Consider the following 26,945-nt stretch of genomic DNA (forward strand, 5'->3'; position numbering starts at 1 on the left):
CATGACAACTGAAAATTTACTCGTAGAAATTGGTACTGAAGAGTTACCACCAAAAGCATTGCGAAAGCTAGCACAAGCATTTGCTGACAACATGGTCACTGAGTTAGAGGCCCTTGAACTTGCTCACCAAGGTATCAAGTGGTACGCATCACCGCGTCGTTTAGGTATACAAGTAGCCGCTTTGGAAACTCAGCAGCAAGATAAAGTTGTAGAAAAGCGTGGCCCTGCAATCAAAGCTGCATTTGATGCAGATGGAAATCCAACGAAAGCAGCACAGGGTTGGGCGCGAGGTTGTGGTATTGATGTCAGCGAGGCGGATAAATTAGAAACAGACAAGGGTGCTTGGTTACTTCACAAAGCAACTGTTCAAGGGCAGCAAGCAAGTGCTTTATTAGCAGATGTGATTGCAAAAGCGCTTGCAAAGTTACCTATCCCTAAACCAATGCGTTGGGGTGCAAACAAGACACAATTTATTCGACCTGTTCACACTGTTGCAGCACTACTTGGTAGTGAAATAATTAAAGGTGAAGTGCTCGGAAAGCAAATCAGCAATGAGTTGCAAGGTCATCGTTTCCACCACCCAGCTCGTACAACGCTGGCGCACGCAGATGATATTTTCGAGACTTTGAAACAAGCTTACGTTATTGCTGATTATGAAGCGCGCAAAGCGCAGATCCGCGCACAAATCGAAGCTGAAGCAACTAAGCTTGGTGCACAAGTTGCTATGGATGAAGACTTGCTTGAAGAAGTAACGTCTCTTGTTGAATGGCCTGTGACTCTAACAGCTTCTTTTGATGAAGAGTTTTTATCAGTGCCTGCTGAAGCGCTTATCTATACGATGAAAGACGATCAGAAATACTTCCCACTACTGAATAATGATGGGGAACTAATCAACAAATTTTTGTTTGTCTCGAACATTGAAAGTAAAGACCCAAGCGTTGTAATTTCGGGAAATGAAAAAGTGGTTCGCCCACGTCTTGCGGATGCGCAGTTCTTTTTTGAAACTGATAAAAAGAAAACTCTTGAGAGCCGTTTAGAATCTTTGGGTTCTGTTTTATTCCAAAAGCAATTGGGCACTTTAAAAGACAAGTCAGAGCGTATTGCGGCATTAGCTGGTTATATTGCTGAACAGCTAGGTGCGGATAAAGGTCTAGCTGAGCGCGCAGGCTTGCTCAGTAAAACCGACTTGATGACTGAAATGGTCATGGAGTTCACGGATGTTCAGGGTGTTATGGGTATGCACTACGCGCGTATCGATGGTGAAGCAGAAGACGTTGCACTAGCACAAAATGAACAGTACATGCCGCGTTTTGCCGGTGATGACTTACCGTCAAACCCAATTAGTTTTGCTGTTGCACTTGCCGATAAGTTTGACACACTTGTAGGTATTTTCGGTATTGGTCAAATACCTAAAGGTGATAAGGATCCGTTTGCATTGCGTCGTGCTGCGATCGGTGCGTTACGTATCATGGTTGAAAAGGCCTTACCTTTAGACATCCTAGACATTGTAGCTAAAGCGCAGTCATTATTTGGTGATAAGCTAACGAATGACAATGTGGCCCAAGACGTGTTTGAATTTATGTTGGGTCGTTTCCGTGCTTGGTATCAAGATGAGGGGATCAGCGTTGATGTGATTCAAGCTGTATTGGCTCGTCGTCCTACTCAGCCTGTTGATTTTGATCGCCGTGTGAAGGCTGTAAGTCACTTCCGTACATTGGAAGAAGCAGAAGCGTTAGCTGCGGCGAACAAACGTGTAAACAATATACTGGCGAAAAACAATGTAACCAGTGATGCGGCAGTGTCATCTGAGTTACTCGTTGAAGCGGCTGAAAAACAGCTGGCTGAACAGGTGGCAGCACTGACTGAGGAGCTTGCACCAGTATATGAACAAGGTGATTATCAGCAAGCCTTGACTCGCCTAGCAAGCCTTCGCGAAGTTGTAGATACTTTCTTTGATAATGTGATGGTTATGGCAGATGATGAAGCAGTGAAACAAAATCGTCTCGCACTGCTTAGTCAATTAAGCCGCTTGTTCTTGAATACTGCAGATATCTCAGTATTACAAAACTAAGAATTTAGCGTTGATTTGAGCCAGCAATTTTTGCTGGCTTTTTTATTTTTATGATCGGTTAGAGAAATGCAAAAGATTGCTGCTATATCATTCATGCTGGTATTAGGTATCACGGGGTGTGCATCTCCAAAAATCACACCTGAAGGATCGACCTCTATCCAGCGCAGTGCCAAGTTACTTGATAGACCCATGTACTTGCGTGGTGACTTCAGTTTATGGGATGCAGAAGATATTTATCGTCTTCAACCGCAAGGTGACGGTCGTTATCTTGTTCGCGCCAGGTTCATGAGCCCGGGCAAGGTCTATGAGTTTAAGATCGCAGATGAAAAGTGGAGCGAAGGATATAATTGTGGGTACCGTTTTCAAGGTACACTTAAAATTGGTCAGCCACTTCCCGTTGATTGTAATACGGTTTACAACTACTTTAGCTTTGCTCCAGACAAGAAAGGCTGGTATGCAATAACACTCGATTATCGAGACAGTCGTAATCCAACTGTATTGGTGCAACGAGACTAATTGTTAATTCAGGAAAGGTCGAAAGGACTAGTCTGGTTCTTACTTTCCTTTTTTCAAAAGATAGCGATAAGGGACATCATCCGTTTCTTTTGCCACCAGAGTATGATCCATAAATTCGCAAAAACTGGGAATATCTCGAGTTGTAGATGGATCATCGGCTAAGATTAAAAGCGTTTCACCATTGTTCATTTTACGTACCATGCCTCTGATCATCATCACAGGTTCTGGGCAGCGCAGTCCAATTGCATCCAATGTATGGTCGGTATTATCAAAGCTCATAAAGTAACTCTTGAGAAAAATATAAAGGCGCTATTTTAACGTGCTAAGTATAGTGATTTAAAGAGGGTTAAGTATAAATGATGGGGCAAGAGTGTAAGTAAATAAATCCATGGTAAAGAAAAAGGCAAAGTACCAAAAGTCACTTTGCCTTGGTCACCAAGTTGAATTTGGCTATGACAACAAATAGGCGTTATTCAACGCGCTCAAATACGGTAGCAATACCTTGGCCTAAACCGATACACATAGTCGCTAGGCCATACTTCGCATCTTTTTCTTCCATAATATGAATAAGTGAAGTGCTGATACGAGAGCCTGAACACCCTAGTGGGTGACCTAGTGCGATCGCACCACCATTTAAATTTACTTTTTCATCAGCAACGTCTAACAGACCAAGATCTTTCATTACTGGCAAGGATTGTGCTGCAAAAGCTTCATTCAGCTCTACCACATCAAGGTCTTCAACATTAATCCCTGCTTGCTTAAGTGCTTTTTGGCTCGCTGGTACGGGTCCATAACCCATAATTGAAGGATCACAACCAGCAACCGCCATTGATTTAATGCGTGCTCGGATAGGTAAACCGAGTTCTTTTGCTTTTGCCTCGCTCATGACTAACATTGCAGATGCGCCATCAGAAAGCGCCGATGAAGTACCAGCTGTTACGGTGCCACTTGCTGGGTTAAAAACAGGGCGCAGTTGGCTTAGTCCCTCAAGGCTTGTCTCAGGTCTAATGACTTCATCTTGCTCTACAAGGACGGGAATGCCATTTTCGTCATGGCCTTCTGTCGGCAATATCTCTTTTGCAAATCGACCTTCTATACTTGCAGCGTGCGCGCGTTGATGTGAACGCACAGCAAAAGCATCTTGTTGCTCACGACCTATACCGTGTAAGCTTGCAAGGTATTCAGCGGTTAGGCCCATTACACCTGCGGCTTGTGCAACGGAGGTTGATAGCCCTGGGTGAAAATCTACACCATGAGTCATGGGTACGTGGCCCATATGTTCCACACCACCTATTAAATAGGTATCGCCTGCACCAGTCATAATAGCGCGAGCCGCATCGTGGAGTGCTTGCATAGAAGAGCCACATAAGCGGTTTACAGTAACCGCAGGCACTGAGTGAGGAATTCCAGCTAACAGTGCTGCATTACGCGCGACGTTAAAGCCTTGCTCTAAAGTTTGCTGTACACAGCCCCAATAAATGTCATCAATTGATTCGGGGGCAACCTGAGGGTTGCGATCAAGAATGCCCTTCATAAGGTGAGCACTTAAATCCTCTGCACGACGATGTTTGAATACACCGCCTTTGGAGCGACCCATCGGTGTACGAATACAATCTACAATAACTGCTTGTTCCATGTTACTGGCCCTCCACTTGATAGAACACTTTACCTTCAGCTGCCCATGCTCGAGTTTGCTTAGATACTTGGTAAATTTCACCTAAGTCAGCATACTTGTCGGCCATGGCGACAAACTCGCTCAAACCGATTTGATCTAAGTAACGGAAAGCACCCCCTCTAAATGGTGGGAAGCCGATACCGTAAATGAGTGCCATGTCGGCTTCTTGTGGGGAAGCGACGATACCTTCTTGCAGGCATAATAAAACTTCGTTAATCATCGGAACCATGCAGCGTTCGATAATTGTCTGTTTATCAAACTGCTTATTGTCATCACAAATTTGGCTAAGTAGTTCAACGGATTGTGTATCTTTTGACTTCTTCAGACGGCCTTTGCGATCTGGTGCGTATTGGTAGAAACCTTTCTGATTTTTCTGACCAAAACGCTGCGCGTTTGCAAGCAATGCCACCGGGTCTTTTTCTTGACGAGCCATACGTGTAGGGAACCCATCAGCCATGACGCCGGTACAATGGTTTGCAGTATCTATGCCGACAACATCTAGCAGATAAGCGGGGCCCATCGGCCAGCCAAAAACATTTTCCATGACTTTATCGATTTGCGTAAAGTCCGCGCCCTCGACTACTAGTTTGCTAAAGCCAGCAAAGTAAGGGAAAAGGACACGATTCACAAAGAACCCAGGACAATCATTTACAACAATGGGTGACTTACCGAGTTTTAGTGCGTAGTCGACAACTGCGGCAATGGTCTCATCTGAAGTCTTCTCACCACGAATAATTTCAACCAGTGGCATTTTTGGCACTGGGTTAAAAAAGTGCATGCCGCAGAAGTGCTCAGGGTTGCTTAGCGCGGATGCCAATTCATCAATACGAATGGTCGAAGTGTTTGAAGTTATTACAGTACCGGTTGGCAATTGTTTTTCGAGCTCAGCAAGAACAGACTTTTTAACTTGTGGATTTTCAACGACTGCTTCTACAATTATGTCTGAGTTTTCTAAATCACGGTCATTAAGTGTTGGCTTAATCTTACCAAGTGTTGCAACCATTTTATCGGTGGCCATATGCCCGCGCTTAACTTTCTTACCTAAGATAGTGGCTGCTTCGTTCATGCCTAAATCAAGGGCTGCTTGATTGATGTCCTTCATGACAATTGGCGTGCCTTTATAGGCAGATTGATAAGCGATGCCACCACCCATAATGCCAGCACCGAGCACAGCTGCTTGTTTGATCTCATTTTGGTTGAGCTTTGCCTGTTTCTTAGCAACGCCTTTGATGTATTGATCTGCTAGGAAAATACCTGTCTGGGCAGCTGCTTCTGCCGTTTTCGCTAGTTTAGCAAAGTTTGCATTTTCAATTGCCATTGCTTCTGCGCGCGTGTGATTGGCTGCTGCTTTGATGGTTTTTACAGCCATAACTGGGGCTGGGTAATGACCTTTTGTTTTGGCCATTACCATACCCTCGGCCATCGCAAAGCTCATGCCTTGCTCAACACGGTTCATTTTCAGTGGACTAAGTTTAATTTGTCTTTTAGCCTGCCAATCCAGCTTGCCATCAATAGCTTGTTCTAGTGTTTTAATTGCCGCATCACGTAGTTTGTCGGCTTCTACGACGGCATCAACAGCACCTACTTTGAATGCGTCAGCAGCGCGGTTTTCTTTACCTGTGGTAATCCACGTCATTGCATTGTCGGCACCGATGACACGAGGTAGTCTCACAGTACCGCCAAAACCTGGCATGATCCCCAGCTTAACTTCAGGTAAGCCGATTTTTGCATTTGGTGTAGCTATACGATAATCGGTAGCAAGTACCCACTCACATCCACCGCCAAGTGCAAGACCGTTGATTGCAGAAAGTGTTGGGAATGGTAAGTCTTCAATCGCGTCAAAGACGTCAGTGGCATCTTTGATCCAACCTACAAGCTCTTGCTCAGGTCTATTGAACGTGGGTAAGAATTCGAAGATATCAGCACCGACAATAAAGTGGTCTTTATCACTGGTAAAAATAAGGCCTTTTACATCATCTCGTGCACTTAATTCGGCTAGTGCTTGAGCACAGTCTTGTAGGGTTTGCTGAGATAGCTTGTTGACCGAGCCTGGCGTACAAAACTTAAACTCAGCGATATTGCCTTTGCAAAATTCAACAACAAAGGACTCGCGTTTGATTAACATACTGGTTCTCCGTGACACTGGTACGATGAGTTGTCATTTCATCCAGTGTGGCTTCTTTGAATGAAAATTGCAATGAAAAATTTACCGCAGATTTACTGAAAACCAAGAATCGGGATGATAAGGTGGCTAAGTGCATGGATTGAACTAAGGTGTCTTATGGTTAGCGCATTCAGTTTATTTAAACCTTTAATCATGCATAACTTTGTGAAGAGGTATGTTGAAAGATATATACCCGTCGCGCATTGCGCGTAAAAGTTAAGGAGAATGCCTGAGTCTATGTTTAGTTTTTTATTTTTATCTCTCTCAGCGCATTGATATACAACGCATTTATGTAAAGTATAGGTCGTTATGAAATTATGGTTCTCTGGTCTTGTTGCCAGTAGTATTTGCGCCTGTTTTTCTATTGTGAGTGTGAACTCATACGCGCAAAAGGCACATCAAGATTTTCTCACTGCTGAGCGTGTTGCTTGGTCTGGCAATCATGCCAAGTTCAAGCAGTCTCTGGTCTCTTTAGATCACCCGCTCAAACCCTATGTGGAAATGACATTTTATAAACGTCATCCAAAATTAAAATATCAAGATGATATTGCACAGTTTTTGTCTGTGTATGATCACACCCCTCTAGACTGGCCAGTAAGAAAAAGCTGGTTAAATTACCTTAAACGTCGCGGTAAAAAAGCACTTTTTATAGAGCACTATCAAGAAACAAATAATGCCGATTTGAAATGTAGCTACTTACAATTTCAACTGGACTTGGGCGCACCGCAAAAGGCCATCTTGGATCAAGTAGCACCGCTTTGGGTGGTTGGAAAGTCTCAACCTAAAGCGTGTGATAAGTTGTTTTCAGCGTGGCAAAAAGCCGGCTATCGTTCCCAAGAGTTAATTTGGCAGCGTATCACTAAAGCCGCACAGGACGGGCAAACGTCTTTGGTCAAATATCTCAAAACATTGTTGCCTAGAAATGAGGCCTATTTGGCTGACTTGTATGTAGCTGTGCGCAGAGATCCAAGTGCTGCTGCGGGATTGTATCGCTATAAAAAACGCACATTGAAAGAAAGCGAAATCGCGGTTTATGGTGTTCGCAGGCTAATTTGGCGAGATCCAAAGTTAGCTTTGCGCGCATGGGATAAGCTACAAGGGATGTTTGATTTTAGTCAGGCGCAAAAGGACAGTGTGGCCTATCGGTTTGCTCTGGCGTTGGCGTCAAAAGGCCATGAACAGGCACGCTTTTGGTTGAACAAAGTGCCAGTAGAAAAACAGGACGTCAAGCTTCGTCAGTGGTTAATGAGTAATATGCTCAAAGAGCAGGATTGGGCTGGCATTGCTGCTTTATTTACGGGTATGCAAAACCTCAGCAATGGGCAAACTTACTGGTTAGGGTACAGCTATTTTAAGCGGGGTGATAATGCGAAAGCCACAGCTCTTTGGCAAAACCTTGCGTTAAAGCGAGATTATTATGGCTTCCTAGCGGCGGCACGTTTGGACTTACCACCAGCAATGAACGCCAAAGAGTTGGATGTGGCAGATCACACATTGCAAACAGTCTCACAAGCTCCGGGGTTTAAAAGAGCGAAAGCATTATACGAGTTAGACCGGTTTACTCAGGCAAGGCGAGAGTGGAACTACTTGACCAATACCTCGAGTACAGAAGAAAAGCTTGCGGCTTCTTTATTAGCTGCTGAACTTGACTGGTATGACAGCACCATTTATACCCTTGCGCAGATCAAGGCGTGGAACTACGTTGATCTGCGCTTTCCTATGGCATTTGATACTTTATTCGAACGCTACAGTGAGCGAAACCGAGTTGACTTGGCATGGAGTTATGCAGTTGCCAGAAGAGAGAGTAGCTTTGCACCGGATGCCCGTTCAACCGCAGATGCATATGGATTAATGCAACTCCTTCCGAGTACAGCTAAATATGTCGCTAAAAAACGAGTGACAAAACAACAGTTAATGAAACCGGCAACAAATATCCGTTTGGGTACGGACTATTTGGAGTATTTGAAACGCAAAACTCGTGGTAATGAGATTCTTGCAACGGCGTCTTATAACGCGGGCTATCATCGTGTAAAACGTTGGGTACCAAGCGAAGCCATGCCTGCTGAATTATGGATAGAATTAATTCCGTACCGTGAAACCCGTGACTACGTAAAAAATGTAATGGCATACCGGCAGGTTTACCACACTAAATTAGGGCGAGAAGGGAATGTGTTGGCAGGGATCTTGGATATGAGTATAGGTGGCAAACCCAAACGCTAGTTGCGGTTTTTCACAATGCAGGGTCGACTGCATGGCATCGTTTTTAGGACGGTGCTATGTTAGACTCAGTGACTATAAAAATTAAATTAATATGGGTACACCGTGGACACATTAGCCAACTTGTATGCAGAGCATATCACCACGCTTCAAGCGCGCACAAAAACCATTGTAGAACGAGAAGGTTTAGATGGTTTGGTTATTCACTCTGGTCAAGCAAAACGCCAGTTTTTGGATGACATGTATTATCCGTTTAAAGTTAATCCGCAGTTTAAAGCTTGGTTGCCAGTGATTGACAACCCGCACTGTTGGCTGGTGGTGAATGGTGTCGATAAACCAAAACTAATTTTCTATCGTCCAATAGATTTTTGGCACAAAGTACCTGATGAGCCGAATGATTTTTGGGCTGATTATTTTGATATCACGTTACTGGTGCAGCCAGAGCAAGTCGAAAAGCTACTACCGTACGACAAAGAGAAGTTTGCCTACGTTGGGGAATATCTTGAAGTTGCACAGGCACTTGGCTTTGGTCAAATGAATCCTGAGCCAGTCATGAACTTCTTACATTTTCATCGTGCATATAAGACTCAGTACGAAATGGCGTGTATGCGTGAAGCAAACCGCATTGCAGTGTTGGGCCATAAAGCGGCGCGAGATGAGTTTTATGCTGGTGGTTCAGAGTTTTCGATTCAACAAGCTTATTTAAATGCGACTGCACATATGGAAAACGACACGCCATATGGCAATATCGTTGCGCTGAACCAGCATTGTGCGATTTTGCACTACACGCACTTTGAACGCCAAGCGCCAAGTCAGCATTTATCATTTTTAATTGATGCCGGTGCTAACTTCAATGGCTACGCCTCAGATATTACCCGTACGTATGATTTTGCCAAGCAGGGTGAATTTGCAGAAATGCTGGATTCTTTAAATGCCCATCAAATTGCTCTCGGTAAAGCGCTTGAGCCGGGTAAATTGTATGGTGAGTTACATATTGATTGCCACCGCCGTATGGCACAAATTTTAGCGGATTTCAAAGTGGTCAACTTAGGCGCTGACGAGATTGTAGAAAAAGGTATTTCATCTACGTTCTTCCCGCATGGCCTTGGTCACCATATTGGATTGCAAGTACATGATATGGGTGGATTCATGGCTGATGAACAAGGGACACACCAAGCGCCACCAGAGGGTCATCCATTCCTTCGTTGTACAAGAAAAATTGAAGCTGGCCAAGTGTTTACAATTGAGCCAGGGCTTTATTTTATTGATTCATTACTGGCAGATTTGGCGAAAACCGATCACGGGAAGCATGTAAACTGGGACAAAGTTGCGCAGTTTAAACCGTACGGTGGTATTCGTATTGAAGATAACATCATCGTCCACGAGGATCGCCTTGAAAATATGACGCGAGATTTCAATCTCGACTAATTCGTGTATTGCGCGATTAAAGTCATATCGATTAAAACCATAAAAGGAGTCTCAAAGGGCTCCTTTTTTCACAACTATGTAGTGTATGTCAGAATATAATATCCCCAGTGAAACAATTCGTTATCACGAAGAAATAAAGAAAAGCACCTTCATTGTACATATTGCTCATACGCCAACATTGGAGGAGGCGAAGGCATTTATTAGCAGTATCAATGAAGAGTTTCCTGATGCTAGACACAATTGCTGGGCGCATGTTGCGGGAGCGCCTGGTGGGAGTCACGTCTTGGGTTTCTCTGATGATGGGGAGCCAAATGGGACCGCTGGCAAACCCATGCTCAATGTTTTAATGGGTTCGGGCATTGGTGAGGTCACAGCTGTGACAACACGCTACTTTGGTGGCATAAAACTGGGTACTGGTGGTCTAGTACGCGCATATGGTGGAACTTTAAATAATGCGTTGAGAGAGCTGCCAACGGCGCTCAAAGTGCCATCTGTTATTTTGTTTGGAGATTCTGACTATGCGTTACAAGGAGTCATTGAGCAGCATCTTGCAAGTCTTTATCAAGTACTCGGCATTAAGCATACTTTTGCTGCAACCGTTGGCTGGCAAATAGAGATTGATGCAAGAGAGGCGGAGACCGCGATTCAGTCTATCTATGATTTAACCCATGGTAGTGTGTCATTTAAAATACAAAAGTGATTGATTTCACATGTTACGTGGTTTACTAACGCCTGAGGGTATTAGACAATCAAAACTAATCATAACAACAAGCGATCTGCGTTATGCAATTTCGTACCATCATAAAAATTCTCGGCCAACTTGTTGCGCTGTTTAGCATTACTATGGTGCCACCCGCGATTGTATCTTTGATATACAAAGATGGTGGTGGTGTACCATTTGTACTTGCTTTTATTTTCAGTGTACTCATTGGTCTTATGGCCTATTACCCCAACCGCAAGGAGCGAGGCGAACTCAAAGCCAGAGAAGGCTTCTTAATTGTGGTTCTTTTTTGGCTGGTACTGGGCTCTTTTGCATCAGTGCCCCTCATATTCTTAGACGAACCGAACTTATCCTTTGCAGATGCCGTATTTGAAGCTTTCTCCGGTCTAACTACGACAGGTGCTACGGTGTTAACTGGGATAGAGTATTTGCCTAAATCGGTTTTATTCTATCGCCAGCAACTACAGTGGCTTGGCGGTATGGGTATCATTGTTTTGGCCGTCGCTGTACTACCTATGCTAGGCGTCGGTGGCATGCAGTTATACCGAGCAGAAACGCCGGGGCCTGTTAAAGACTCAAAAATGACGCCGCGCATTGCTGATACTGCAAAGCACCTTTGGTACATTTATGTTGCGCTCACCGCCGCTTGTACAGCCGCATATAAGGTTGCTGGTATGGGCTGGTTTGATGCAATTTGTCATGCTTTTGCGACAATAGCAATCGGTGGATTCTCCACCTACGATGCCTCAATTGGTCATTTCGACAGCCCCATGATCAACTTTATTTGCGTGGTATTTTTGTTGATAGCCGCAATCAACTTTTCACTTCATTATGCAGCTGTTGCTAGTCGCAGTGTACGAGCGTATCTGCGGGATCCCGAGTTTAAAGTTTTCCTGTTTATCCAATTGGCGCTGGTGGTTATATGTTTTGCAGTATTGTCTTCAAATCAAGTTTATAGCGATGGCGACGAAACGCTTGATCATGCGTTGTTTCAAGCCGTATCAATTAGTACCACAGCGGGCTTTGCGACAGATAGCTTTTCGGCATGGCCCTTATTTTTGCCAATACTGTTAATATTTTCTAGCTTTATAGGCGGGTGTGCTGGCTCCACGGGAGGAGGCATGAAAGTGGTGCGTGTATTCTTGCTGTATTTACAAGGGATCCGAGAGCTCAACCGTTTAGTACACCCAAGGGCAATATATTCCATCAAACTTGGCCGCAAAGCATTACCTGATAAAGTAGTTGAAGCTGTATGGGGGTTCTTCTCAGCCTATGCATTGGTATTTGTAATTATCATGATTGCTTTGCTTGGTACTGGTCTAGATAACATTACAGCGTTCTCTGCAACAGCTGCTTGTTTAAATAACCTGGGTCCTGGTTTGGGTGATGTGGCTGCCCATTATGGTGATATCAGCGATACTGCAAAATGGATACTTACATTGGCCATGGTTTTTGGTCGTTTGGAAATATTTACTTTACTCGTTCTCTTTACCCCTACCTTCTGGCGTGGTTAATCTGCTAATTTTCAAAAGATTAACGCGGATTTAGCCCCATGGATGGGGCTAAAAAAACCTTCTCATAACAAAGCATGGCATCGGCTTTTTTCATCACTACTATTTCTTAGTTATCTGAAATTATTAAAGTTTTTGTTCTTTTGGACGATAAAAGGACGGTAGTTAAATTATGGCGTCATAAAATTTTGCCATGCTGCTAAAATTAAGACTAAATAAGTAAAGGGCTTTTATCATGACTAAAAGTGAGTTGGCAGAAAACCGTTTGCAGGTGCTACAAATGCAAGCGGGTAGTATTGTTGATATGGAAATCGTATTGCCAGCGAATCGTAAGCGTATCAAAACAGAGTTTGTGGGTGCATTAGAAAACCAGTTTATTATTCTCAATCAGCCTAGTCATCAGCGCTTGGGAGCTGCACTTGACTATGTCAAAGAGGGCACAGAGGTTATTGTTCGCGCTCTACCTGAGGAGGCTGATGGACAAATTATCGCATTCAAAGAAACCATCAAAGCGGTCACCACACACCCAGCCCGCTTAATTTACCTCTATTACCCGAATGAAGTACAAACCTATAAATTGCGTGCACAAACACGTATCCCAACTTTAATACCCGCGGTGTTGAGTGTTGAGGGTAAGAGTGAAGTTGGGGTGATAAAAGATATTTCACTGGCGGGCTTAATGTTTGATGTGCAAAGAACACACCTACCTGAAGAGTTAAAAGAGTTGACCTGTGAAATCTTAATTGAAGGTAAAGAGTCTCAAAAAGCGGTGCTGACTGGCACTGTGTGCCGCGTCAAAGAAAGCCATGAAGACATCATCTCATTGGGGATACACCTAGAAAGTCAAGACAAAGAAGTGCAGGCAATTTTAAAAGATTACTTAATTGATATCTCTGCACTCAATCACGAGTAAAATTGGTATAGAGGCGGCATGTTTGTTATCAAACATGCCTGATTGGGAGCGAATTAGACAAATAAAGCACTGACTTGGAATAGCTTTTCAACTACGCCTATTTGTTTTTTATCAATTAAAAACATAATGACATGATCGCCAGATTCGATGACGGTGTGGTCGTGAGCAATTAGTACTTCGGAATCGCGAACAATTGCGCCTATGGTTGTACCATGTGGGAGCTTGATATCGCGAATAGCTCTTCCCACCACCTTTGACGTATTTTCGTCACCATGGGCAACTGCTTCAATCGCTTCTGCTGCACCCTTACGCAATGAATATACGTTGACGATGTCGCCTCGTCTAACATGGGTCAACAGTGCAGAAATAGTGGCTTGTTGTGGAGATATAGCGATATCTATTTCACCACCTTGTACCAAATCCACATAGGCACTACGCTGAATGAGCACCATCGTTTTTTGTGCGCCCATGCGTTTTGCGAGCATGGCCGCCATAATGTTGGCTTCATCATCATTAGTCACAGCGATAAAGACATCAACTTGCTCGATATGTTCTTCGGATAATAACTCTTGATCAGAGGCATCGCCACAAAATACGACAGTGTTATCAAGCATTTCAGACAACTGAGACGCCCGGCCGAGGTTACGCTCAATCAGTTTTACACTGTGGTTCTTTTCAAGCGAACGAGCGAGCCCCGCTCCAATATTGCCTCCGCCTGCAATCATTATTTTTTTGTATGATTGCTCAAGCTTTTGAAGTTCATTCATGACTGCGCGAATATGTTTTGTCGCAGCAATAAAGAAAACCTCATCATCTGCTTCAATCACGGTGGTACCAAGCGGTTTTATGGCTTTACCTTGACGGTAAATGGCCGCTACGCGTGTGTCAACATTCGGAATATGCTCTTTTAAAGCCGATAGAGCATAACCTACTAATAGACCACCATAATAGGCTTTTACAGCTACCAATGACAGCATACCATCAGCAAATTGCAGTACTTGCAGTGCACCTGGGTAGTCAATTAAGCGGCGGATATATTTGGTGACCAGTTGTTCTGGGGCAATGTAGTGATCTACTGGTAAATCATCGTTATGAAATAGCTTTTCTCGATAATCTAGGTATTGCTCGGAGCGGATCCGAGCAATCTTAGTCGGCGTATTGAAAATACTATAGGCAACCTGACATGCGATCATGTTCACTTCATCTGAGCTGGTAACTGCGATGATCATATCGGCATCTTCAGCACCTGCTTGCCTTAATACCTCTGGGTGAGCACTGTGCCCATTCACGCCTTGTAAGTCGTACTTGTCTTGCAATTCGCGAAGGCGCTCTCCATCGATATCAACGACGGTGATTTCGTTTTGTTCACCGACGAGGTTTTCAGCGAGTGTGCCACCAACTTGTCCGGCACCTAAAATAATGATTTTCATAGCTCAAACTTACAGTTTTTATTGTTTTTGCAACTTGGCGTAATAGAAGCCATCCGTGGTACCTGGCAATAATTGCAAACCGGGTTGTTCGGCGTTGTCTTTCTCGTGCAGTGGAATATGCTGAGCATTGTCTGTACGCGCTAAAAAGGCTTTAATCTGCTCATGATTTTCATCCGGAAGCACTGAACAAGTGGCGTACACTAACGTACCGCCAGTTTTTAACAATGGCCAGATATTGTCTAAAATCTTGGCCTGCAATGTCGCCAGTTCGTCAATATCAGCAGCCCTTCGTAACCACTTTATATCTGGGTGTCGGCGTATCACTCCAGTTGCAGAACAAGGTACGTCCAACAGAATACGATCAAATTGTTCGCCTTGCCACCAATCGTCTGGCTGATCAGCCAAACCGTGTACGCAATCGGCATGTAAAGAGAGACGGTTTAGATTGTCGGTTACGCGTTCTAGTCTTTTGGCATCAGCATCTAGCGCTGTGACCTTTGCATCAGCAAGTTCTAAAATATGACAGGTTTTACCTCCCGGCGCAGCGCACGCGTCAAGGATGTTATCGCCATCTTGCGGGGCCAGCAGTCTGCCAGCCATTTGCGCCGCGGCATCCTGAACAGAGCTTGCGCCTTGTTCGAAATCAGGCAATTCTTTTACATCGACTGGACGAGTAAGCAATATGCCGTCTTCAATCTCGCTATTCAAACTGTGGGCAATACTCGCTTTATCTAGTTTTGCAGAGTAAGCCGCTGTGGAACCTTGTTGTTGATTCACACGTAACCACATGGGGGCCTGTTGCTGGTTCGACTCTAAGATAGTTTGCCAATCTTGTGGGTAGGCAGCTTGCAGTTTTTTAATAAACCAACTCGGATGATTGTATTGGCATACCAAAATTGCATTGGCGCTTGCTTCCAACTCAGTTTGTTGGCGCTGAAAGTTGCGTAAGACTGCATTGACGAGGCTTTTCATTCCTGGTGCACGCAGCGGGTTTAAGGCGTTTACTGTTTCTGCAACTGCAGCGTGTGCTGGTACGCGCATATGTTGTAATTGGTAGATACCTACATACAACAAGAACTGAAAAACGCGTCGTTTACCACGAAGAGGCTGGTCCAATAAATTTTGGCAATAGTGCTCAAGACTGGGTAAATAACGCAGAACGCCGTAACACATTTGCTGCAGTAGAGCACGGTCTTTAGGTGGCAGTTGCTGGCTAGCATAGGGAAGCTGCGCGGTCAGTGAGTTTCCTTTATCCACAACTTGAAATAATGTTTGCGCCGCCAGCGCGCGTACATTTGCCATTATGCGCCCACCTTATTGCCCGGTGTTACCCAATCAGCACGGCCATTTAAAAAGTCTTGTGCCGTCATGGGCTTTTTACCTTGGGGTTGTAGTTCTGTGATTTGCAGTGCATTTTCTCCGCAGGCAATAATGATCCCTTGTTTGGAAGCGTCGATGACTGTGCCTGGCTCACCTGTTTGCGCAACAACTTCTGCGTGCCAAATTTTCACTGTTTGCGATTGCATTTGGGTGAAGCACATTGGCCATGGGTTGAATGCGCGAATGTTACGTTCGATTTGTTCAGCACTCATTTGCCAGTCAATTTCAGCTTCTTGCTTGGAAAGCTTTTTAGCATAATTAGACAGGGCATCATCTTGCTTTTCTGGAGTGATTTCACCAGCAGCTAGTTTATCAAGTGTTTCGACTAGTGCGCTTGGCCCCAGCTCTGCTAACTTAGCATATAGGCTGGCGCTGGTTTCTTTATTATCAATTGGACAGGTTGCAATATGTAGCATATCTCCTGTATCTAATCCTTCGTCCATCTGCATGATAGTAACACCCGTTTCGCTGTCACCCGCCCAGATTGAACGTTGGATTGGCGCAGCACCGCGCCAACGAGGTAATATTGAACCATGAACATTGAGGCAGCCCAGTTTAGGCGTCTCTAAAATTGCTTTTGGCAATAGCAGCCCGTAAGCAACAACGACCATTACATCTGCGTCGAATGCCGCTAGTTGCGCCGCTGCCTCATCATTTTTTAATGAGGCTGGCTGCACAACGGGTAGATCGTGTTCTAAAGCCAAGGTTTTCACCTCACTGGCTTTTAGTTTCTTACCACGACCAGCAGGTTTGTCTGGTGTGCTATATACAGCAACGACTTCGTGATGTGAGTCGATTAATGCTTGGAGATGTCGCGCGGCAAAATCAGGCGTGCCCGCAAATACAATACGCAGTGGGTTATTCACTAATAAACTGTCCAATTAAATTATGTCTGACTATGCTTTAGCCGCTAGGCGGGCTTCTTTTTCAATTTTCTTTTTGATGCGTTGACGCTTGAGAGGCGACAAATAATCAATAAATAGCTTGCCAACTAAGTGGTCTAATTCGTGTTGAACACAGTTAGAAAGCAGCTCTTGCGCTTCGAATTGATACTCTTCACCGTGTTCATTAAGTGCTTTAACCGTCACTTTCTCAGCGCGATCTACTTTTGCATATGAATAAGGCACTGACAGACAACCTTCTTCGCATACCATATTGCCTTCATTGGCAACGATTTCAGGGTTGATCAATACATATGGCTCATTACGCTCTTCCGAGACATCGATCACCACAATACGTTGATGAATATTTACCTGAGTTGCGGCGAGGCCAACACCATTTTCGTCATACATTGTTTCTAGCATGTCTTTAACGATTTGACGGATTTCATCATTTACTTCTTCAACGGGCTTTGCAACGGTACGCAAACGCTCATCAGGAAACTTAAGCACTTCTAACTTTGCCATAGATACCTTTTACAGTCTTTCTAAATGGGGTAATGTATGCTCTTATTTTAGCCATTCACGTTCCCCTTTAACAGGTTTTGGTGGATAATATCTAAAAATAACTCAAGGAAGCATGCATGAAATCTCAAATTGCCGCCTTATTCATCGCTGCTGCTGCCGTCCTACCTGCCATTGCAGACACGTTAACGGTAAAAGCAGATGCACCCAAGCGCTATGTTGTCAAAAAAGGGGACACGCTCTGGGATATTTCGAGCTTGTATTTACGTAGTCCATGGAAGTGGCCTGAGTTATGGCAAAATAACCCCCAGATAAACAATCCCCACCTGATTTACCCAGGTGACATTCTTTCGCTTGGTGTAGATGAAAATGGCAATCCGGTGCTACGAATTGACAAAGGGGTAAGAAAATTATCCCCACAAGTTCGTATTATTTCTGCAAAAGGAGCCGCAATCCCAACATTACCACTATCGGTTTTGGAGCCTTATTTAAAATTTGACCAGGCATTGAGTAAAGATGACTTGAGTGACGTACCGATTGTACTGGGGTCGAACAAAAACTTTAAAATGAGTATTGCTGGGCATCTTCTGTATGTGAAAGGAGACTTGTTGCAAGGGAGTACTTATGGTCTTTATCGACTTGGCAACCCTTACAAAGATGGGTTTACAACACTTGCATATGAAACCAAACTGGTAGGCATTGGTCGTGCTGTTAAAGGCGGTGATATTGCGGATGGTGTACCCAGCACCCTAAGGGTAGTTGATGTCAAACAAGAGATTAAGGCTGGCGACTTTGTGATGCCAATCGCGCAAGGGCAAGATCATAAAGCGGCATTTAAGATGAGCAAGCCAAACATCGCTATTGATGGCAAAATCATTGCCAGTGCTAATCGCCATACAGAATTTGGTGCAATGTCTGTGGTAGTGCTAAACCTTGGCAGTAGTCAAAAGTTAGTAGAGGGAAGCGTATTAAATATATTACGTCAGTCTCCTACGGTGATTGAAAACGAAGATGGTCCAAGGTACATCGAAGACTCAAGCAGTTTAGACAAGCTGATTGGGGATATCGGTTCCTTATTTGGTGAAGAAAATAGCGAAGATAGTACGGTATGGCATATGCCCAGTGAAAAAGTGGGTGAGCTAATGTTATTTAAAGTCTACGACAACATTAGCTATGCGATGGTTACTAAGACGACCCATCCTATTAGAGTGGGGGACAGCGTCACAAACTAAGTACATTTGATGCTCAAGGAGGGAGCATGAATACATTATCTACACGACAAGCCGTTGCCTTAAAGCTCTGTCAGGGCCTTGGGGTTGCAACTTTATTAGCCCTGAAGCAAAAAATTGCACTGCCCAAATTATTTTCGATTGATTATGCAGGCCTACTCCACTTGGGCCTCACAGAAGCGATTGCTAAGCAGTTACGCAATGTAGACTGGCATAGGGTAGATCACATTTTAGCGCTCTGTGAAACACAGAAACTACAAATTATTCATTACTTTGACCTCAATTACCCCGTGACACTGACGCACATTTGCAATCCTCCTTGGGTAATATTCTGCAGGGGGAATACCGCATTACTGAATTGTCCACAAATTGCCGTTGTTGGCAGTCGAGCAGCGTCACGCACTGGGTTGGAGATTGCTTATGATTTTGCAAGGCAATTGAGCCAGTCCAATTTATTAGTGACATCTGGTATGGCACGAGGCATTGATGGGGCAGCGCACCAAGGTGCTATGGATACTGGAGAGGGTACAATTGCCGTGCTTGGTACAGGCGTTGATGTAATCTATCCACAGCGTCATCGTGACTTATATTGGCGTATTGCAGAGCAGGGCTTGCTAGTTAGTGAGTTTTTACCGGGGACACGTGCACATGCAAGCCACTTTCCCCGGCGAAATCGAATTATATCTGGTTTGTCATTGGGGGTATTGCTGGTGGAGGCGGAAATAAAGAGTGGGTCACTGATAACCGCACGATATGCGCTTGAGCAAAATAAAGAAGTGTTTGCAATCCCTGGGTCAATTCGCCATAGCTTGTCGCAAGGGTGCCATTTTTTGCTTAAGCAGGGAGCTAAGCTCACCGAGCACGTCAGCGATATTCTCGAAGAGGTGAGCTTTTTACCCGAAAACAGTCTATATATTATAGAAAGTGAAGAACCAAAGGAGAGTTGCCCCATTTTGCAAAATCTCGGCTATGAGGTGACAGACGTAGATACCTTAGTGCAGAGGACCCAGTGGCCAGTAGAGCAGGTACTTGCCAGACTATTGGACTTAGAGCTTGAAGACAAAGTAGAACGTGTATTAAACGGCTACATCAAATTAGCGAGGGGTTAAACATGTTTGATATCCTAATGTACTTATTTGAGAACTATATTCACAGCGAAGCGGATATCTTCGTAGAGCAAAATCAATTGACCGATGAACTTGTAGGGGCTGGTTTTAATCAAGACGAAATTTACAAAGCACTTGATTGGTTGGAGCAACTAGCAGATTTACAACACAGTGATGAATTCCCATACTTAAACGCAAAACCAGACTCAGCTATTCGTATATATACAGAAGAAGAAAGCCGAGTGTTAGATGTGGAATGCCGTGGCTTTTTAATGTTTGTTGAGCAGATAGGGGTAATTGACAGTATCACCAGAGAAATGGTGATCGACCGTATGTTGGCACTCGAGAAGTCGACCATTTGTTTGGATGATTTAAAGTGGGTGATTTTAATGGTGCTATTTAATGTGCCAGGCAAAGAGCACGCCTATGCACAAATGGAAGATTTAATATTTGAACAACCTACCGGGTTATTGCACTAGGCAATAACCCACGCATACATAGTTTACGCATCAGTTAATTTGGCAATGTATTTTTGGGGTTGATCTGATAGCGCAAAATTACGTCGATTATTACGCGATTCACTGTATGCAATAAAAACAACCAAAGTGACAAGGGCATGTGCTTTTAGCAAGCCAGTATCAGAAATATCGTATTTATGTCTCATCTAAATGACCTCATTCATATGCTTAATACAAAGCCCAATGGCTTGTAGGTACCTTAGTTGTAGTGAACACGCGCTCAGCGATGGAAAGCCGTATCCAGATTGAGTGACGACAGTTTGGTATTGATGGTTGTCTGGGTTAGTTCCTCGCTTCTATAGCTTGAATTAGGACTGTACCTATTTAACTAAAACCATACACAGAGTAAAATAGCGCAAAGCGTGCACAACCCAAAGGTATTCCAATGAGCAAAATTGACCACTCACTTTTTAATGCTAATGAACATGCATTAGAAAAAGAATACGAAATCTGCCCAAAGTGTGGCTCAGAGCTGGTGGTCAAGCACTCCAAAAATGGCGCGTTTCTTGGTTGTGCCAGCTATCCGACTTGCGACTATATGCGTTCTTTTGCACACCATGATAGCCATGAAATAAAAGTTCTGGATGATGCTGATTGCCCCGAATGCGGTAAGCATCTAGTGATTAGGAACGGTCGTTATGGCATGTTTATTGGTTGTACGGGCTATCCGGAGTGTCACTTTATTGTGCACGAAGAGGAAGAGGAAACCGAATCTTTACCTGCCTGCCCTAAGTGCCAAAACGGCCAACTGCAAAAGCGTAAGAATAAATATGGCAAGTTTTTTTATGCCTGTGATGCCTACCCTAAATGCAAGTACAGTTTAAATCAGCATCCGGTTGCGCATCAGTGTGAGCAATGTAACTGGCCTGTAATGGTGCAAAAACAGCGTGCCGGCAAAGCTATGCTACAATGCCCGCAAAAAGCTTGTCAGCATATGATTGAGGATCCTTATGAGTCACAATGAAACACCTAATGAACAGCCGCAATCGGCGATCGAAGCGTTGCAACAAGGCGAGTTGATCTGCTATCCCACTGAGGCAATTTTTGGCCTGGGCTGTGACCCTGATAGTGAAAGTGCGGTACACAAGTTATTGGCTTTGAAAGAGCGCCCAATAGAAAAGGGCTTAATCTTAATTGCGGATAATTTTGCTCAGTGTTTGAATTATGTTGATGACGCCAAAATTCCCATGGATAAACGTGCGGAAATTTTCTCTGCTTGGCCAGGCCCTGTCACTTGGGTATTGCCAGCTAAACCGACAACCCCGAAATGGCTAACTGGTGAACATACCAGTATTGCCGTTCGTGTGACCGAACACCCTGTTGTTAAACAGCTTTGTCAGGAGCTTGGTAAGCCTTTAGTATCTACCAGCGCCAACTTCAGCGGCGAAGAGCCAGCAATGACAATTGAAGAAGCAAAAGCGATGTTTAATGAGCGCGTTGGCTTCTATCAAGATGGCGAGTTGGGTGGACGCACTTCTCCAAGCCAGATCCGAGATGCGATGACTGGCAAAATTTTTAGGAGTTAACCTGGTGAGTAAAGTCAATTTAGAGACAGTTAAAGCATTCTTGCTTAAACTTCAGGACGATATATGCCAAGGCTTAGAACAAGCTGATGGTAGCGGCAAGTTTGTTGAAGATAAGTGGGAGCGTGCTGAAGGTGGTGGTGGCCGTACTCGAGTATTAAGAGGTGGCGATGTTATCGAGCAGGGGGGAGTAAATTACTCCCATGTTTATGGCGCGTCAATGCCGGGTTCCGCGACCGCACACCGTCCTGAGCTGGCTGGCCGAAGTTTTCATGCTTGTGGGGTATCATTGGTTATTCATCCCAAAAATCCACATATCCCAACGAGTCATGCCAATGTGCGTTTCTTTATTGCTGAGAAAGAAGGCGAAGCACCTATATGGTGGTTTGGTGGAGGTTTTGATTTAACCCCTTTTTATCCCCAGCTAGAAGATGTGAAACATTGGCACAACGTTGCCAAAGAACTGTGTGAACCATTTGGCGAAGCCGTTTATCCAAACTATAAAAAATGGTGTGATGACTACTTCTATTTAAAACACCGTGATGAGACTCGCGGTGTTGGTGGTTTATTCTTTGATGACTTAAATGAGTGGGGCTTTGACAAGAGTTTTGCATTTATGCAGGCTGTTGGAGAAGGTTTCTTACCTGCTTACACGCCTATTATTGAGCGTAGAAAGGCACTACCTTTTACTGAACAAGAGCGTGAATTTCAATTGTACCGTCGTGGCCGCTATGTGGAGTTTAATCTTGTTTGGGACCGGGGTACGTTATTTGGTTTACAAAGTGGTGGACGAACGGAGTCTATTCTTATGTCAATGCCACCTTTAGCACGCTGGGAATATGACTTTAAGCCAGAATCTGGCTCAAACGAAGCTCGCTTGTACGAGCACTTTTTAAAGCCACAAGATTGGTTGAATATATCTAGCTTGTAGCTTATCTGAAGAACTTATTAAAAAGGAACCCTTCGGTTCCTTTTTAAATTGCCTTGAATAAGTGCCGGTTAATCTAATTTAAAGCCTCTTACCTGTTCGTCTAACGACCGAGCTAATTCTAGTAGCTCTTCGCTGACTTGTTTACTGCCATGGGCATCCACCAGTGATTGCTCGGCATTATCTCTTATGGCAATCACGCTTTGATTTATTTCTTCAGCCGCCAAGTTTTGTTGTTCGGTGGCATCCGCAATTTGTACATTGAGCGCATTGATCTCATGCATTTGTGACGAAATATCTTTTAGCGCTTGTGCGACTTGTTGAACTTGTTGAGCGCGATCGTCGGCTTCAGAACAAGAGGCATTCATTGCATCGACCGTCTGCTCTGCCTCTTGTTGTAGCTTATCTATGGTTCTGCGAATCTCATCTGTAGAGTCATGGGTGCGGGTTGCCAGCGTTCTGACCTCATCTGCAACGACTGCAAACCCTCGGCCTGCTTCCCCAGCTCGAGCTGCTTCGATTGCTGCATTTAGCGCCAATAAGTTGGTTTGCTCTGCAATACTGCTAATAACCTCTAACACTTTACCTACAGCCAAAGTTTGTGTTTGTAGTTGACTCACTTGGCTTGCCGCATCTCTAATATCTTGCGCTAACTGGTTGATACTCTGTTCAGTCGTGTGTGCAATTGACATACTTTGTTCGGCGAGATGATTACTGCTATCTGACTTTTCCGAAGCAAAATGAGTAGTATTTTTCACTTCGCTAGATGAGCTTTCAAGTTCATTGATTGCTGCAGCAACCGAATCTGTGCCTTGCTTTTGCGCTTGAATTGCAGTCTCTGTTGTCTCGGCTGCCGTATAAATATGTTCGGCAGAATGGATGAGTACTTTTGAAGAGCGAGATACTTCTGCAATGCTGTCTTTAAACGCAGCCATCATCTTATTAAAGTTCGTTGCTAATCGGCCCAGTTCATCGTCTATCTCATCGTCAATACGTAAACTAAGGTCTTGATTGGTGGTAGCCAGTCGCATTGTTCTACCAAGGTTTTTTAGCCTAACAATAAAGAGCTTGCGGAACAGGACCCCTAGTATCAAGAATGCGGTGGCAAATATCGTTGTCAAAATCGCAGTACTTAATAAAGTATTTTCATGGACTGTGTCATCAATTTCTTCTAATGAGTAACTTATTTTAACTGCCCCCAGAACATCGCCCTCCTGTGCTTGGTGGCAGCCGAGACAATTAGTACCTTTATAATCAGCACTGGCAACCATGGGTTTTAAATAGGTCATTACCCGCTTGTCGCCTTTTTGCTCGATCACAAGTAATTCTTGACCTTCGAGAGCGGCATGCTCCGATTCTGACTGAGGGGATTCATTTGGGTTGCCCTTGCCATACAAAGCATTCACTTTTTCTCCTCGAATGATATGCGCATCTTCTATATTGTCGTGATTGCGTAACTTATCACCCAAAATTTGCCGATTAGCCATTGTCCCTGTGAGCATCATTGTATTGATGGAATCGAAATAATTATCTGCAAGCAGTCTAATGTTAGTTTCGACGGTTTGTTCGGCGAGGGATTTTTGTTGGTTGCTGTTGCTTATGATACTGGCGACGAGTACCAGCACACCCGTAATAGCGAGTAGGGCATATATTTTATGTTGAATAGACTTCACACGCATTGCACCTAATTTGGATTAAGTGTCTATTATGCGTGCGAACTCTAGATTGAGATTTGACACAGCGCAAATGTAACCTGTCTAGTGCAATTTTTTAAATAGCACTTTAGTCTTGGTTAATCATATGTGTCGCCAGCTGTGCAAACGACTTTCTCAAACCTTCTCTCAAGAGCGGGTTATCCACTTCTGTATCTAATGCTTTATCCATGCAATACATCCATTGATCACGTAAATCCTGATTAATAGGGAATGGCATATGCCTCATACGCAGGCGAGGGTGGCCGTACTTGTCGGCAAATAAATCAGGGCCACCTAACCAGCCAGAGAGAAATTCAAAAAATACCTGTCTGATCCTATCTAGTGGTAGAGGGTGCATATCATAAAGAGGTTTGGCGTAAGGGTCGCTTTCCATTATGTCATAAAAGCGATTGGCCAGTGCCAAAGTGCCTTGCTCTCCCCCGAGGATCTCATAGGGCGTGCGTTCAGGATTTGGGGCGGTATGATTTTGCTGTGTAGTCTGATCTTCACTTGCATCTTTGCTAAAGATGCGTTTAATTAACTGCTTCATTCACTATCACTATTGTTAGGCTAAAAATGGACAAATATGCGGTTTTTGGTAACCCGATAAAGCATTCTAAATCGCCAGAGATTCATTCGCAATTTGCATCTCAACTCAATGAGCATATCGAATACACTGCGATACTTGCGCCTGAAGACGGCTTTGTGAGTAGTATCAAAGACTTCTTTGCTGGTGGCGGTAAAGGCGCGAATGTTACATTACCTTTTAAAGAAGTCGCGTTTGAATATGCCGATACGCTTACCGAGCGAGCAAAACTAGCTGGGGCTGTGAATACCTTAAAATTACAAGATGATGGCTTGGTTCTTGGCGATAATACCGATGGCGCAGGGTTAGTGGCTGATCTGCAAAGACATCAAGTCCAATTACAAGGCGCCATAGTACTATTATTGGGAGCAGGTGGCGCAGCTAGAGGGTGTGTTTACCCATTACTAAAAGCGGGTGTAAAGCATATCGTGATTGCAAACCGTACAGTAGCAAAAGCAAATGCTTTGGCTGAATTGTTTGCACCATATGGAGAAGTATCGGCAACTGCACTGGATGACATACCTGACTTGCCTTATACCGGTGTAATTAATTCAACCTCTTCAAGTGTCACAGGTGACATACCTTGTATATCTAGCCGCACTATCACAAAAGTCGCATGGGGCTATGACATGTTTTATAGCAACACACGTACTAGCTTTTTGACTTGGATAGCTGACAATAATAAAGCTTGCTACTTAATGGATGGGATTGGTATGTTGATCGGACAAGCTGCCGAAGCGTACTCTGTTTGGCGAGGTAAGTACCCAGATGTAGACCCTGTGCTAGAAAAGGCGAAATAAAATGAATCAAGCCATCTTATTCAATGACGATATACATTTTGATGCTTCACGCCGTCGGCTAGTATTTACCGCCATGGTGTCTGGGATGATTGTGCCTTGTGTAGTCTTAGTGCCGGAGACTGAACACGAGCCAGTCACACATTTCAGAAGTCACCAATTTGATTACGAAATGCAAGCCGAGCAATTGATTGAAGATGAAGATTACTCGGCATCTGGTGAAATCGAGTTAACCTTCCTGTAGATACTCATCTTTTAACTCTACATAGTTTTGTGCAGAGATTTTTAAAAAAGTGCGTTCTTGTTCTGTCAAAGGGCGTGCTTGCTTTACTGGGCTACCAACATACAAATAACCAGACTCTAATGTCTTATTCGGTGGGACTAAGGCTCCGCCACCGATGATAATGTCATCTTCAACTGTGACATTATCCATCACGATTGCACCCATACCAACCAATATACGATTGCCAAGTTTACAGCCATGCAGCATGACTTTATGTCCTACAGTGACATCGTCACCAATAATGAGTGGGTAACCTTCTGGGTTTGTGCTGCTTTTACGTGTTAAATGAAGAACACTGCCATCCTGGATATTTGTTCTTGCGCCAATTTTTATGTAATTGACATCTCCACGTGCAGCGACCAAAGGCCAAACACTACTATCTTTACCTATGGTAATGTCGCCAACCAAAATTGCGCTTTCATCAATATAAACGCCTTCGGATAAATTAGGAGCAATACCTTTATATGTTCTTAGCATGTTTTAAGACTCTTAAAGAGAAGATGAGCCTAGTTTAGAGTTTAATTTCCAAAATCTCTATAGTGTATAAACACGACTTTTGTACGTTAAATGTTCTGTTTTAATGTGTTTAGGTTGATAATTGCGCGAACAACGTGTTTTTATAACTTTTATTAAAAAAGTACTTGCACTATTTTGGGAGCGCCCTATAATGCGCACCCACTGACACGGCGGGATGCAACGAAAAGCGCAAACCAAAGTGAAGGGTAAAGTTAAATTGAAAGATTGATTAAAAAATTAAATTTTCTAGTTGACTTTAAAAGTGAAGCGGTTAATATGGCGCTCCACTTCGCAGCAAAGCTGCGGTAACTAACCAAGGTTAGTTACATTGTTCTT

The 26,945-nt window shown here is 44.0% G+C and carries 26 protein-coding genes; 15 read left to right on the forward strand and 11 right to left on the reverse strand.

Going from position 1 to position 26,945, the window contains the following annotated elements:
• Position 1 precedes the first annotated feature (1 nt).
• The gene (glyS, locus tag N475_RS05580; RefSeq protein ID WP_063356037.1) at positions 2–2,071 is read left to right on the forward strand and encodes a glycine--tRNA ligase subunit beta; all 2,070 of its coding nucleotides are present in this window, start codon (positions 2–4) and stop codon (positions 2,069–2,071) included.
• 66 nt (positions 2,072–2,137) lie between these two features.
• Entirely contained in the window at positions 2,138–2,587 is a 450-nt protein-coding gene (locus N475_RS05585; RefSeq protein WP_063356038.1) for an early set domain-containing protein, read from the forward strand.
• Between the two features lie 39 nt (positions 2,588–2,626).
• Here N475_RS05585 and tusA read toward each other — a convergent pair whose 3' ends face one another.
• The 3 genes from tusA to fadB all read right to left on the reverse strand — a co-directional run bounded on the left by tusA (position 2,627) and on the right by fadB (position 6,387).
• Positions 2,627–2,866 (reverse strand): sulfurtransferase TusA, encoded by a 240-nt coding sequence (gene tusA / locus N475_RS05590; RefSeq protein WP_063356039.1) that lies wholly within the window; start codon positions 2,864–2,866, stop codon positions 2,627–2,629.
• Between the two features lie 190 nt (positions 2,867–3,056).
• On the reverse strand, positions 3,057–4,223 hold the full coding sequence (gene fadA / locus N475_RS05595) for an acetyl-CoA C-acyltransferase FadA (protein WP_063356040.1): 1,167 nt from the start codon (positions 4,221–4,223) through the stop codon (positions 3,057–3,059).
• Between the two features lies 1 nt (position 4,224).
• Positions 4,225–6,387, reverse strand: a complete 2,163-nt coding sequence (gene fadB / locus N475_RS05600) for a fatty acid oxidation complex subunit alpha FadB (RefSeq protein WP_063364817.1) — start codon at positions 6,385–6,387, stop codon at positions 4,225–4,227.
• Positions 6,388–6,735: 348 nt separating this feature from the next.
• Between fadB and N475_RS05605 the strand changes: the two genes are divergently transcribed.
• The 5 genes from N475_RS05605 (at position 6,736) to N475_RS05625 (ending at position 13,216) form a co-directional block, all read left to right on the forward strand.
• Entirely contained in the window at positions 6,736–8,646 is a 1,911-nt protein-coding gene (locus N475_RS05605) for a transglycosylase SLT domain-containing protein (RefSeq protein WP_063356042.1), read from the forward strand.
• 102 nt (positions 8,647–8,748) lie between these two features.
• A complete protein-coding gene (gene pepQ / locus N475_RS05610) occupies positions 8,749–10,071 on the forward strand; it encodes a Xaa-Pro dipeptidase (RefSeq protein ID WP_063364818.1) in 1,323 nt (440 codons plus the stop codon).
• 85 nt (positions 10,072–10,156) lie between these two features.
• Positions 10,157–10,771 carry a YigZ family protein gene (locus N475_RS05615; RefSeq protein ID WP_063364819.1) on the forward strand — a complete coding sequence of 205 codons (615 nt, stop codon included), beginning with the start codon at positions 10,157–10,159 and terminating at the stop codon, positions 10,769–10,771.
• A gap of 83 nt (positions 10,772–10,854) precedes the next feature.
• On the forward strand, positions 10,855–12,306 hold the full coding sequence (locus tag N475_RS05620; RefSeq protein WP_063356045.1) for a TrkH family potassium uptake protein: 1,452 nt from the start codon (positions 10,855–10,857) through the stop codon (positions 12,304–12,306).
• Positions 12,307–12,538: 232 nt separating this feature from the next.
• The gene (locus N475_RS05625) at positions 12,539–13,216 is read left to right on the forward strand and encodes a flagellar brake domain-containing protein (RefSeq protein ID WP_063356046.1); all 678 of its coding nucleotides are present in this window, start codon (positions 12,539–12,541) and stop codon (positions 13,214–13,216) included.
• A 53-nt stretch (positions 13,217–13,269) separates the two neighbouring features.
• Here N475_RS05625 and trkA read toward each other — a convergent pair whose 3' ends face one another.
• From trkA to def, 4 genes are read right to left on the reverse strand one after another with little or no spacing between them, the layout of a single operon-like run.
• Positions 13,270–14,646 (reverse strand): Trk system potassium transporter TrkA, encoded by a 1,377-nt coding sequence (gene trkA / locus N475_RS05630; protein ID WP_063356047.1) that lies wholly within the window; start codon positions 14,644–14,646, stop codon positions 13,270–13,272.
• A gap of 18 nt (positions 14,647–14,664) precedes the next feature.
• Positions 14,665–15,948 (reverse strand): 16S rRNA (cytosine(967)-C(5))-methyltransferase RsmB, encoded by a 1,284-nt coding sequence (gene rsmB, locus N475_RS05635; RefSeq protein ID WP_063356048.1) that lies wholly within the window; start codon positions 15,946–15,948, stop codon positions 14,665–14,667.
• On the reverse strand, positions 15,948–16,892 hold the full coding sequence (fmt, locus tag N475_RS05640; RefSeq protein ID WP_063356049.1) for a methionyl-tRNA formyltransferase: 945 nt from the start codon (positions 16,890–16,892) through the stop codon (positions 15,948–15,950). The genes rsmB and fmt overlap by 1 nt, the downstream gene beginning before the upstream one ends.
• A gap of 30 nt (positions 16,893–16,922) precedes the next feature.
• Positions 16,923–17,432, reverse strand: coding sequence for a peptide deformylase (gene def, locus N475_RS05645; protein ID WP_063364820.1), 510 nt, complete (start codon positions 17,430–17,432; stop codon positions 16,923–16,925).
• Between the two features lie 116 nt (positions 17,433–17,548).
• On the opposite strand from def, the gene N475_RS05650 reads away from it, so the two are divergent.
• From N475_RS05650 to N475_RS05660, 3 genes are read left to right on the forward strand one after another with little or no spacing between them, the layout of a single operon-like run.
• Positions 17,549–18,661: a LysM peptidoglycan-binding domain-containing protein gene (locus N475_RS05650; RefSeq protein WP_063356051.1), complete on the forward strand. Its 1,113-nt coding sequence runs from the start codon at positions 17,549–17,551 to the stop codon at positions 18,659–18,661.
• Positions 18,662–18,687: 26 nt separating this feature from the next.
• On the forward strand, positions 18,688–19,767 hold the full coding sequence (dprA, locus tag N475_RS05655) for a DNA-processing protein DprA (protein ID WP_063356052.1): 1,080 nt from the start codon (positions 18,688–18,690) through the stop codon (positions 19,765–19,767).
• Positions 19,768–19,769: 2 nt separating this feature from the next.
• Positions 19,770–20,243 (forward strand): DUF494 family protein, encoded by a 474-nt coding sequence (locus tag N475_RS05660; RefSeq protein ID WP_063356053.1) that lies wholly within the window; start codon positions 19,770–19,772, stop codon positions 20,241–20,243.
• A 23-nt stretch (positions 20,244–20,266) separates the two neighbouring features.
• Here N475_RS05660 and N475_RS25355 read toward each other — a convergent pair whose 3' ends face one another.
• On the reverse strand, positions 20,267–20,428 hold the full coding sequence (locus N475_RS25355) for a hypothetical protein (protein WP_155730848.1): 162 nt from the start codon (positions 20,426–20,428) through the stop codon (positions 20,267–20,269).
• Positions 20,429–20,667: 239 nt separating this feature from the next.
• Here N475_RS25355 and N475_RS05665 point away from each other — a divergent pair, with 239 nt between their 5' ends.
• From N475_RS05665 to hemF, 3 genes are read left to right on the forward strand one after another with little or no spacing between them, the layout of a single operon-like run.
• A complete protein-coding gene (locus tag N475_RS05665; protein ID WP_063356054.1) occupies positions 20,668–21,246 on the forward strand; it encodes a DNA topoisomerase family protein in 579 nt (192 codons plus the stop codon).
• Positions 21,233–21,808: an L-threonylcarbamoyladenylate synthase type 1 TsaC gene (gene tsaC, locus N475_RS05670; protein WP_063356055.1), complete on the forward strand. Its 576-nt coding sequence runs from the start codon at positions 21,233–21,235 to the stop codon at positions 21,806–21,808. The genes N475_RS05665 and tsaC overlap by 14 nt, the downstream gene beginning before the upstream one ends.
• A 4-nt stretch (positions 21,809–21,812) precedes the next feature.
• Positions 21,813–22,736 (forward strand): oxygen-dependent coproporphyrinogen oxidase, encoded by a 924-nt coding sequence (hemF, locus tag N475_RS05675; protein WP_063356056.1) that lies wholly within the window; start codon positions 21,813–21,815, stop codon positions 22,734–22,736.
• A 68-nt stretch (positions 22,737–22,804) separates the two neighbouring features.
• On the opposite strand, the gene N475_RS05680 is transcribed toward hemF, so the two are convergent.
• Positions 22,805–24,412 carry a methyl-accepting chemotaxis protein gene (locus tag N475_RS05680; RefSeq protein ID WP_063356057.1) on the reverse strand — a complete coding sequence of 536 codons (1,608 nt, stop codon included), beginning with the start codon at positions 24,410–24,412 and terminating at the stop codon, positions 22,805–22,807.
• Between the two features lie 103 nt (positions 24,413–24,515).
• Entirely contained in the window at positions 24,516–24,977 is a 462-nt protein-coding gene (locus tag N475_RS05685) for a group II truncated hemoglobin (RefSeq protein WP_063356058.1), read from the reverse strand.
• Positions 24,978–25,003: 26 nt separating this feature from the next.
• On the opposite strand from N475_RS05685, the gene aroE reads away from it, so the two are divergent.
• Both aroE and N475_RS05695 read left to right on the forward strand, forming a co-directional pair.
• Positions 25,004–25,813, forward strand: a complete 810-nt coding sequence (aroE, locus tag N475_RS05690; RefSeq protein WP_063356059.1) for a shikimate dehydrogenase — start codon at positions 25,004–25,006, stop codon at positions 25,811–25,813.
• Position 25,814: 1 nt separating this feature from the next.
• Positions 25,815–26,054 (forward strand): DUF1488 family protein, encoded by a 240-nt coding sequence (locus N475_RS05695; RefSeq protein ID WP_063356060.1) that lies wholly within the window; start codon positions 25,815–25,817, stop codon positions 26,052–26,054.
• Here the strand turns inward: N475_RS05695 and N475_RS05700 are convergent.
• Positions 26,040–26,570 (reverse strand): gamma carbonic anhydrase family protein, encoded by a 531-nt coding sequence (locus N475_RS05700; RefSeq protein ID WP_063364821.1) that lies wholly within the window; start codon positions 26,568–26,570, stop codon positions 26,040–26,042. The two genes, N475_RS05695 and N475_RS05700, sit on opposite strands and share 15 nt — an antisense overlap.
• Positions 26,571–26,945: the final 375 nt, after the last annotated feature.

Source organism: Pseudoalteromonas luteoviolacea DSM 6061 (assembly GCF_001625655.1).
GTDB lineage: Bacteria > Pseudomonadota > Gammaproteobacteria > Enterobacterales > Alteromonadaceae > Pseudoalteromonas > Pseudoalteromonas luteoviolacea.

Bases quoted from the DNA above. Each gene is read 5' to 3' on its own strand.
- N475_RS05650 (WP_063356051.1), top strand. From the start codon at position 17,549: ATGAAATCTCAAATTGCCGCCTTATTCATCGCTGCTGCTGCCGTCCTA.
- N475_RS05605 (WP_063356042.1), top strand. From the start codon at position 6,736: ATGAAATTATGGTTCTCTGGTCTTGTTGCCAGTAGTATTTGCGCCTGT.
- N475_RS05695 (WP_063356060.1), top strand. From the start codon at position 25,815: ATGAATCAAGCCATCTTATTCAATGACGATATACATTTTGATGCTTCA.
- glyS (WP_063356037.1), top strand. From the start codon at position 2: ATGACAACTGAAAATTTACTCGTAGAAATTGGTACTGAAGAGTTACCA.
- rsmB (WP_063356048.1), bottom strand. From the start codon at position 15,948: ATGGCAAATGTACGCGCGCTGGCGGCGCAAACATTATTTCAAGTTGTG.
- N475_RS05700 (WP_063364821.1), bottom strand. From the start codon at position 26,570: ATGCTAAGAACATATAAAGGTATTGCTCCTAATTTATCCGAAGGCGTT.
- N475_RS05660 (WP_063356053.1), top strand. From the start codon at position 19,770: ATGTTTGATATCCTAATGTACTTATTTGAGAACTATATTCACAGCGAA.
- N475_RS05585 (WP_063356038.1), top strand. From the start codon at position 2,138: ATGCAAAAGATTGCTGCTATATCATTCATGCTGGTATTAGGTATCACG.
- def (WP_063364820.1), bottom strand. From the start codon at position 17,432: ATGGCAAAGTTAGAAGTGCTTAAGTTTCCTGATGAGCGTTTGCGTACC.
- fadB (WP_063364817.1), bottom strand. From the start codon at position 6,387: ATGTTAATCAAACGCGAGTCCTTTGTTGTTGAATTTTGCAAAGGCAAT.
- N475_RS05685 (WP_063356058.1), bottom strand. From the start codon at position 24,977: ATGAAGCAGTTAATTAAACGCATCTTTAGCAAAGATGCAAGTGAAGAT.
- dprA (WP_063356052.1), top strand. From the start codon at position 18,688: ATGAATACATTATCTACACGACAAGCCGTTGCCTTAAAGCTCTGTCAG.
- N475_RS25355 (WP_155730848.1), bottom strand. From the start codon at position 20,428: ATGAGACATAAATACGATATTTCTGATACTGGCTTGCTAAAAGCACAT.
- N475_RS05665 (WP_063356054.1), top strand. From the start codon at position 20,668: ATGAGCAAAATTGACCACTCACTTTTTAATGCTAATGAACATGCATTA.
- N475_RS05680 (WP_063356057.1), bottom strand. From the start codon at position 24,412: ATGCGTGTGAAGTCTATTCAACATAAAATATATGCCCTACTCGCTATT.
- aroE (WP_063356059.1), top strand. From the start codon at position 25,004: ATGGACAAATATGCGGTTTTTGGTAACCCGATAAAGCATTCTAAATCG.
- tsaC (WP_063356055.1), top strand. From the start codon at position 21,233: ATGAGTCACAATGAAACACCTAATGAACAGCCGCAATCGGCGATCGAA.
- tusA (WP_063356039.1), bottom strand. From the start codon at position 2,866: ATGAGCTTTGATAATACCGACCATACATTGGATGCAATTGGACTGCGC.
- N475_RS05620 (WP_063356045.1), top strand. From the start codon at position 10,855: ATGCAATTTCGTACCATCATAAAAATTCTCGGCCAACTTGTTGCGCTG.
- N475_RS05615 (WP_063364819.1), top strand. From the start codon at position 10,157: ATGTCAGAATATAATATCCCCAGTGAAACAATTCGTTATCACGAAGAA.
- trkA (WP_063356047.1), bottom strand. From the start codon at position 14,646: ATGAAAATCATTATTTTAGGTGCCGGACAAGTTGGTGGCACACTCGCT.
- N475_RS05625 (WP_063356046.1), top strand. From the start codon at position 12,539: ATGACTAAAAGTGAGTTGGCAGAAAACCGTTTGCAGGTGCTACAAATG.
- fadA (WP_063356040.1), bottom strand. From the start codon at position 4,223: ATGGAACAAGCAGTTATTGTAGATTGTATTCGTACACCGATGGGTCGC.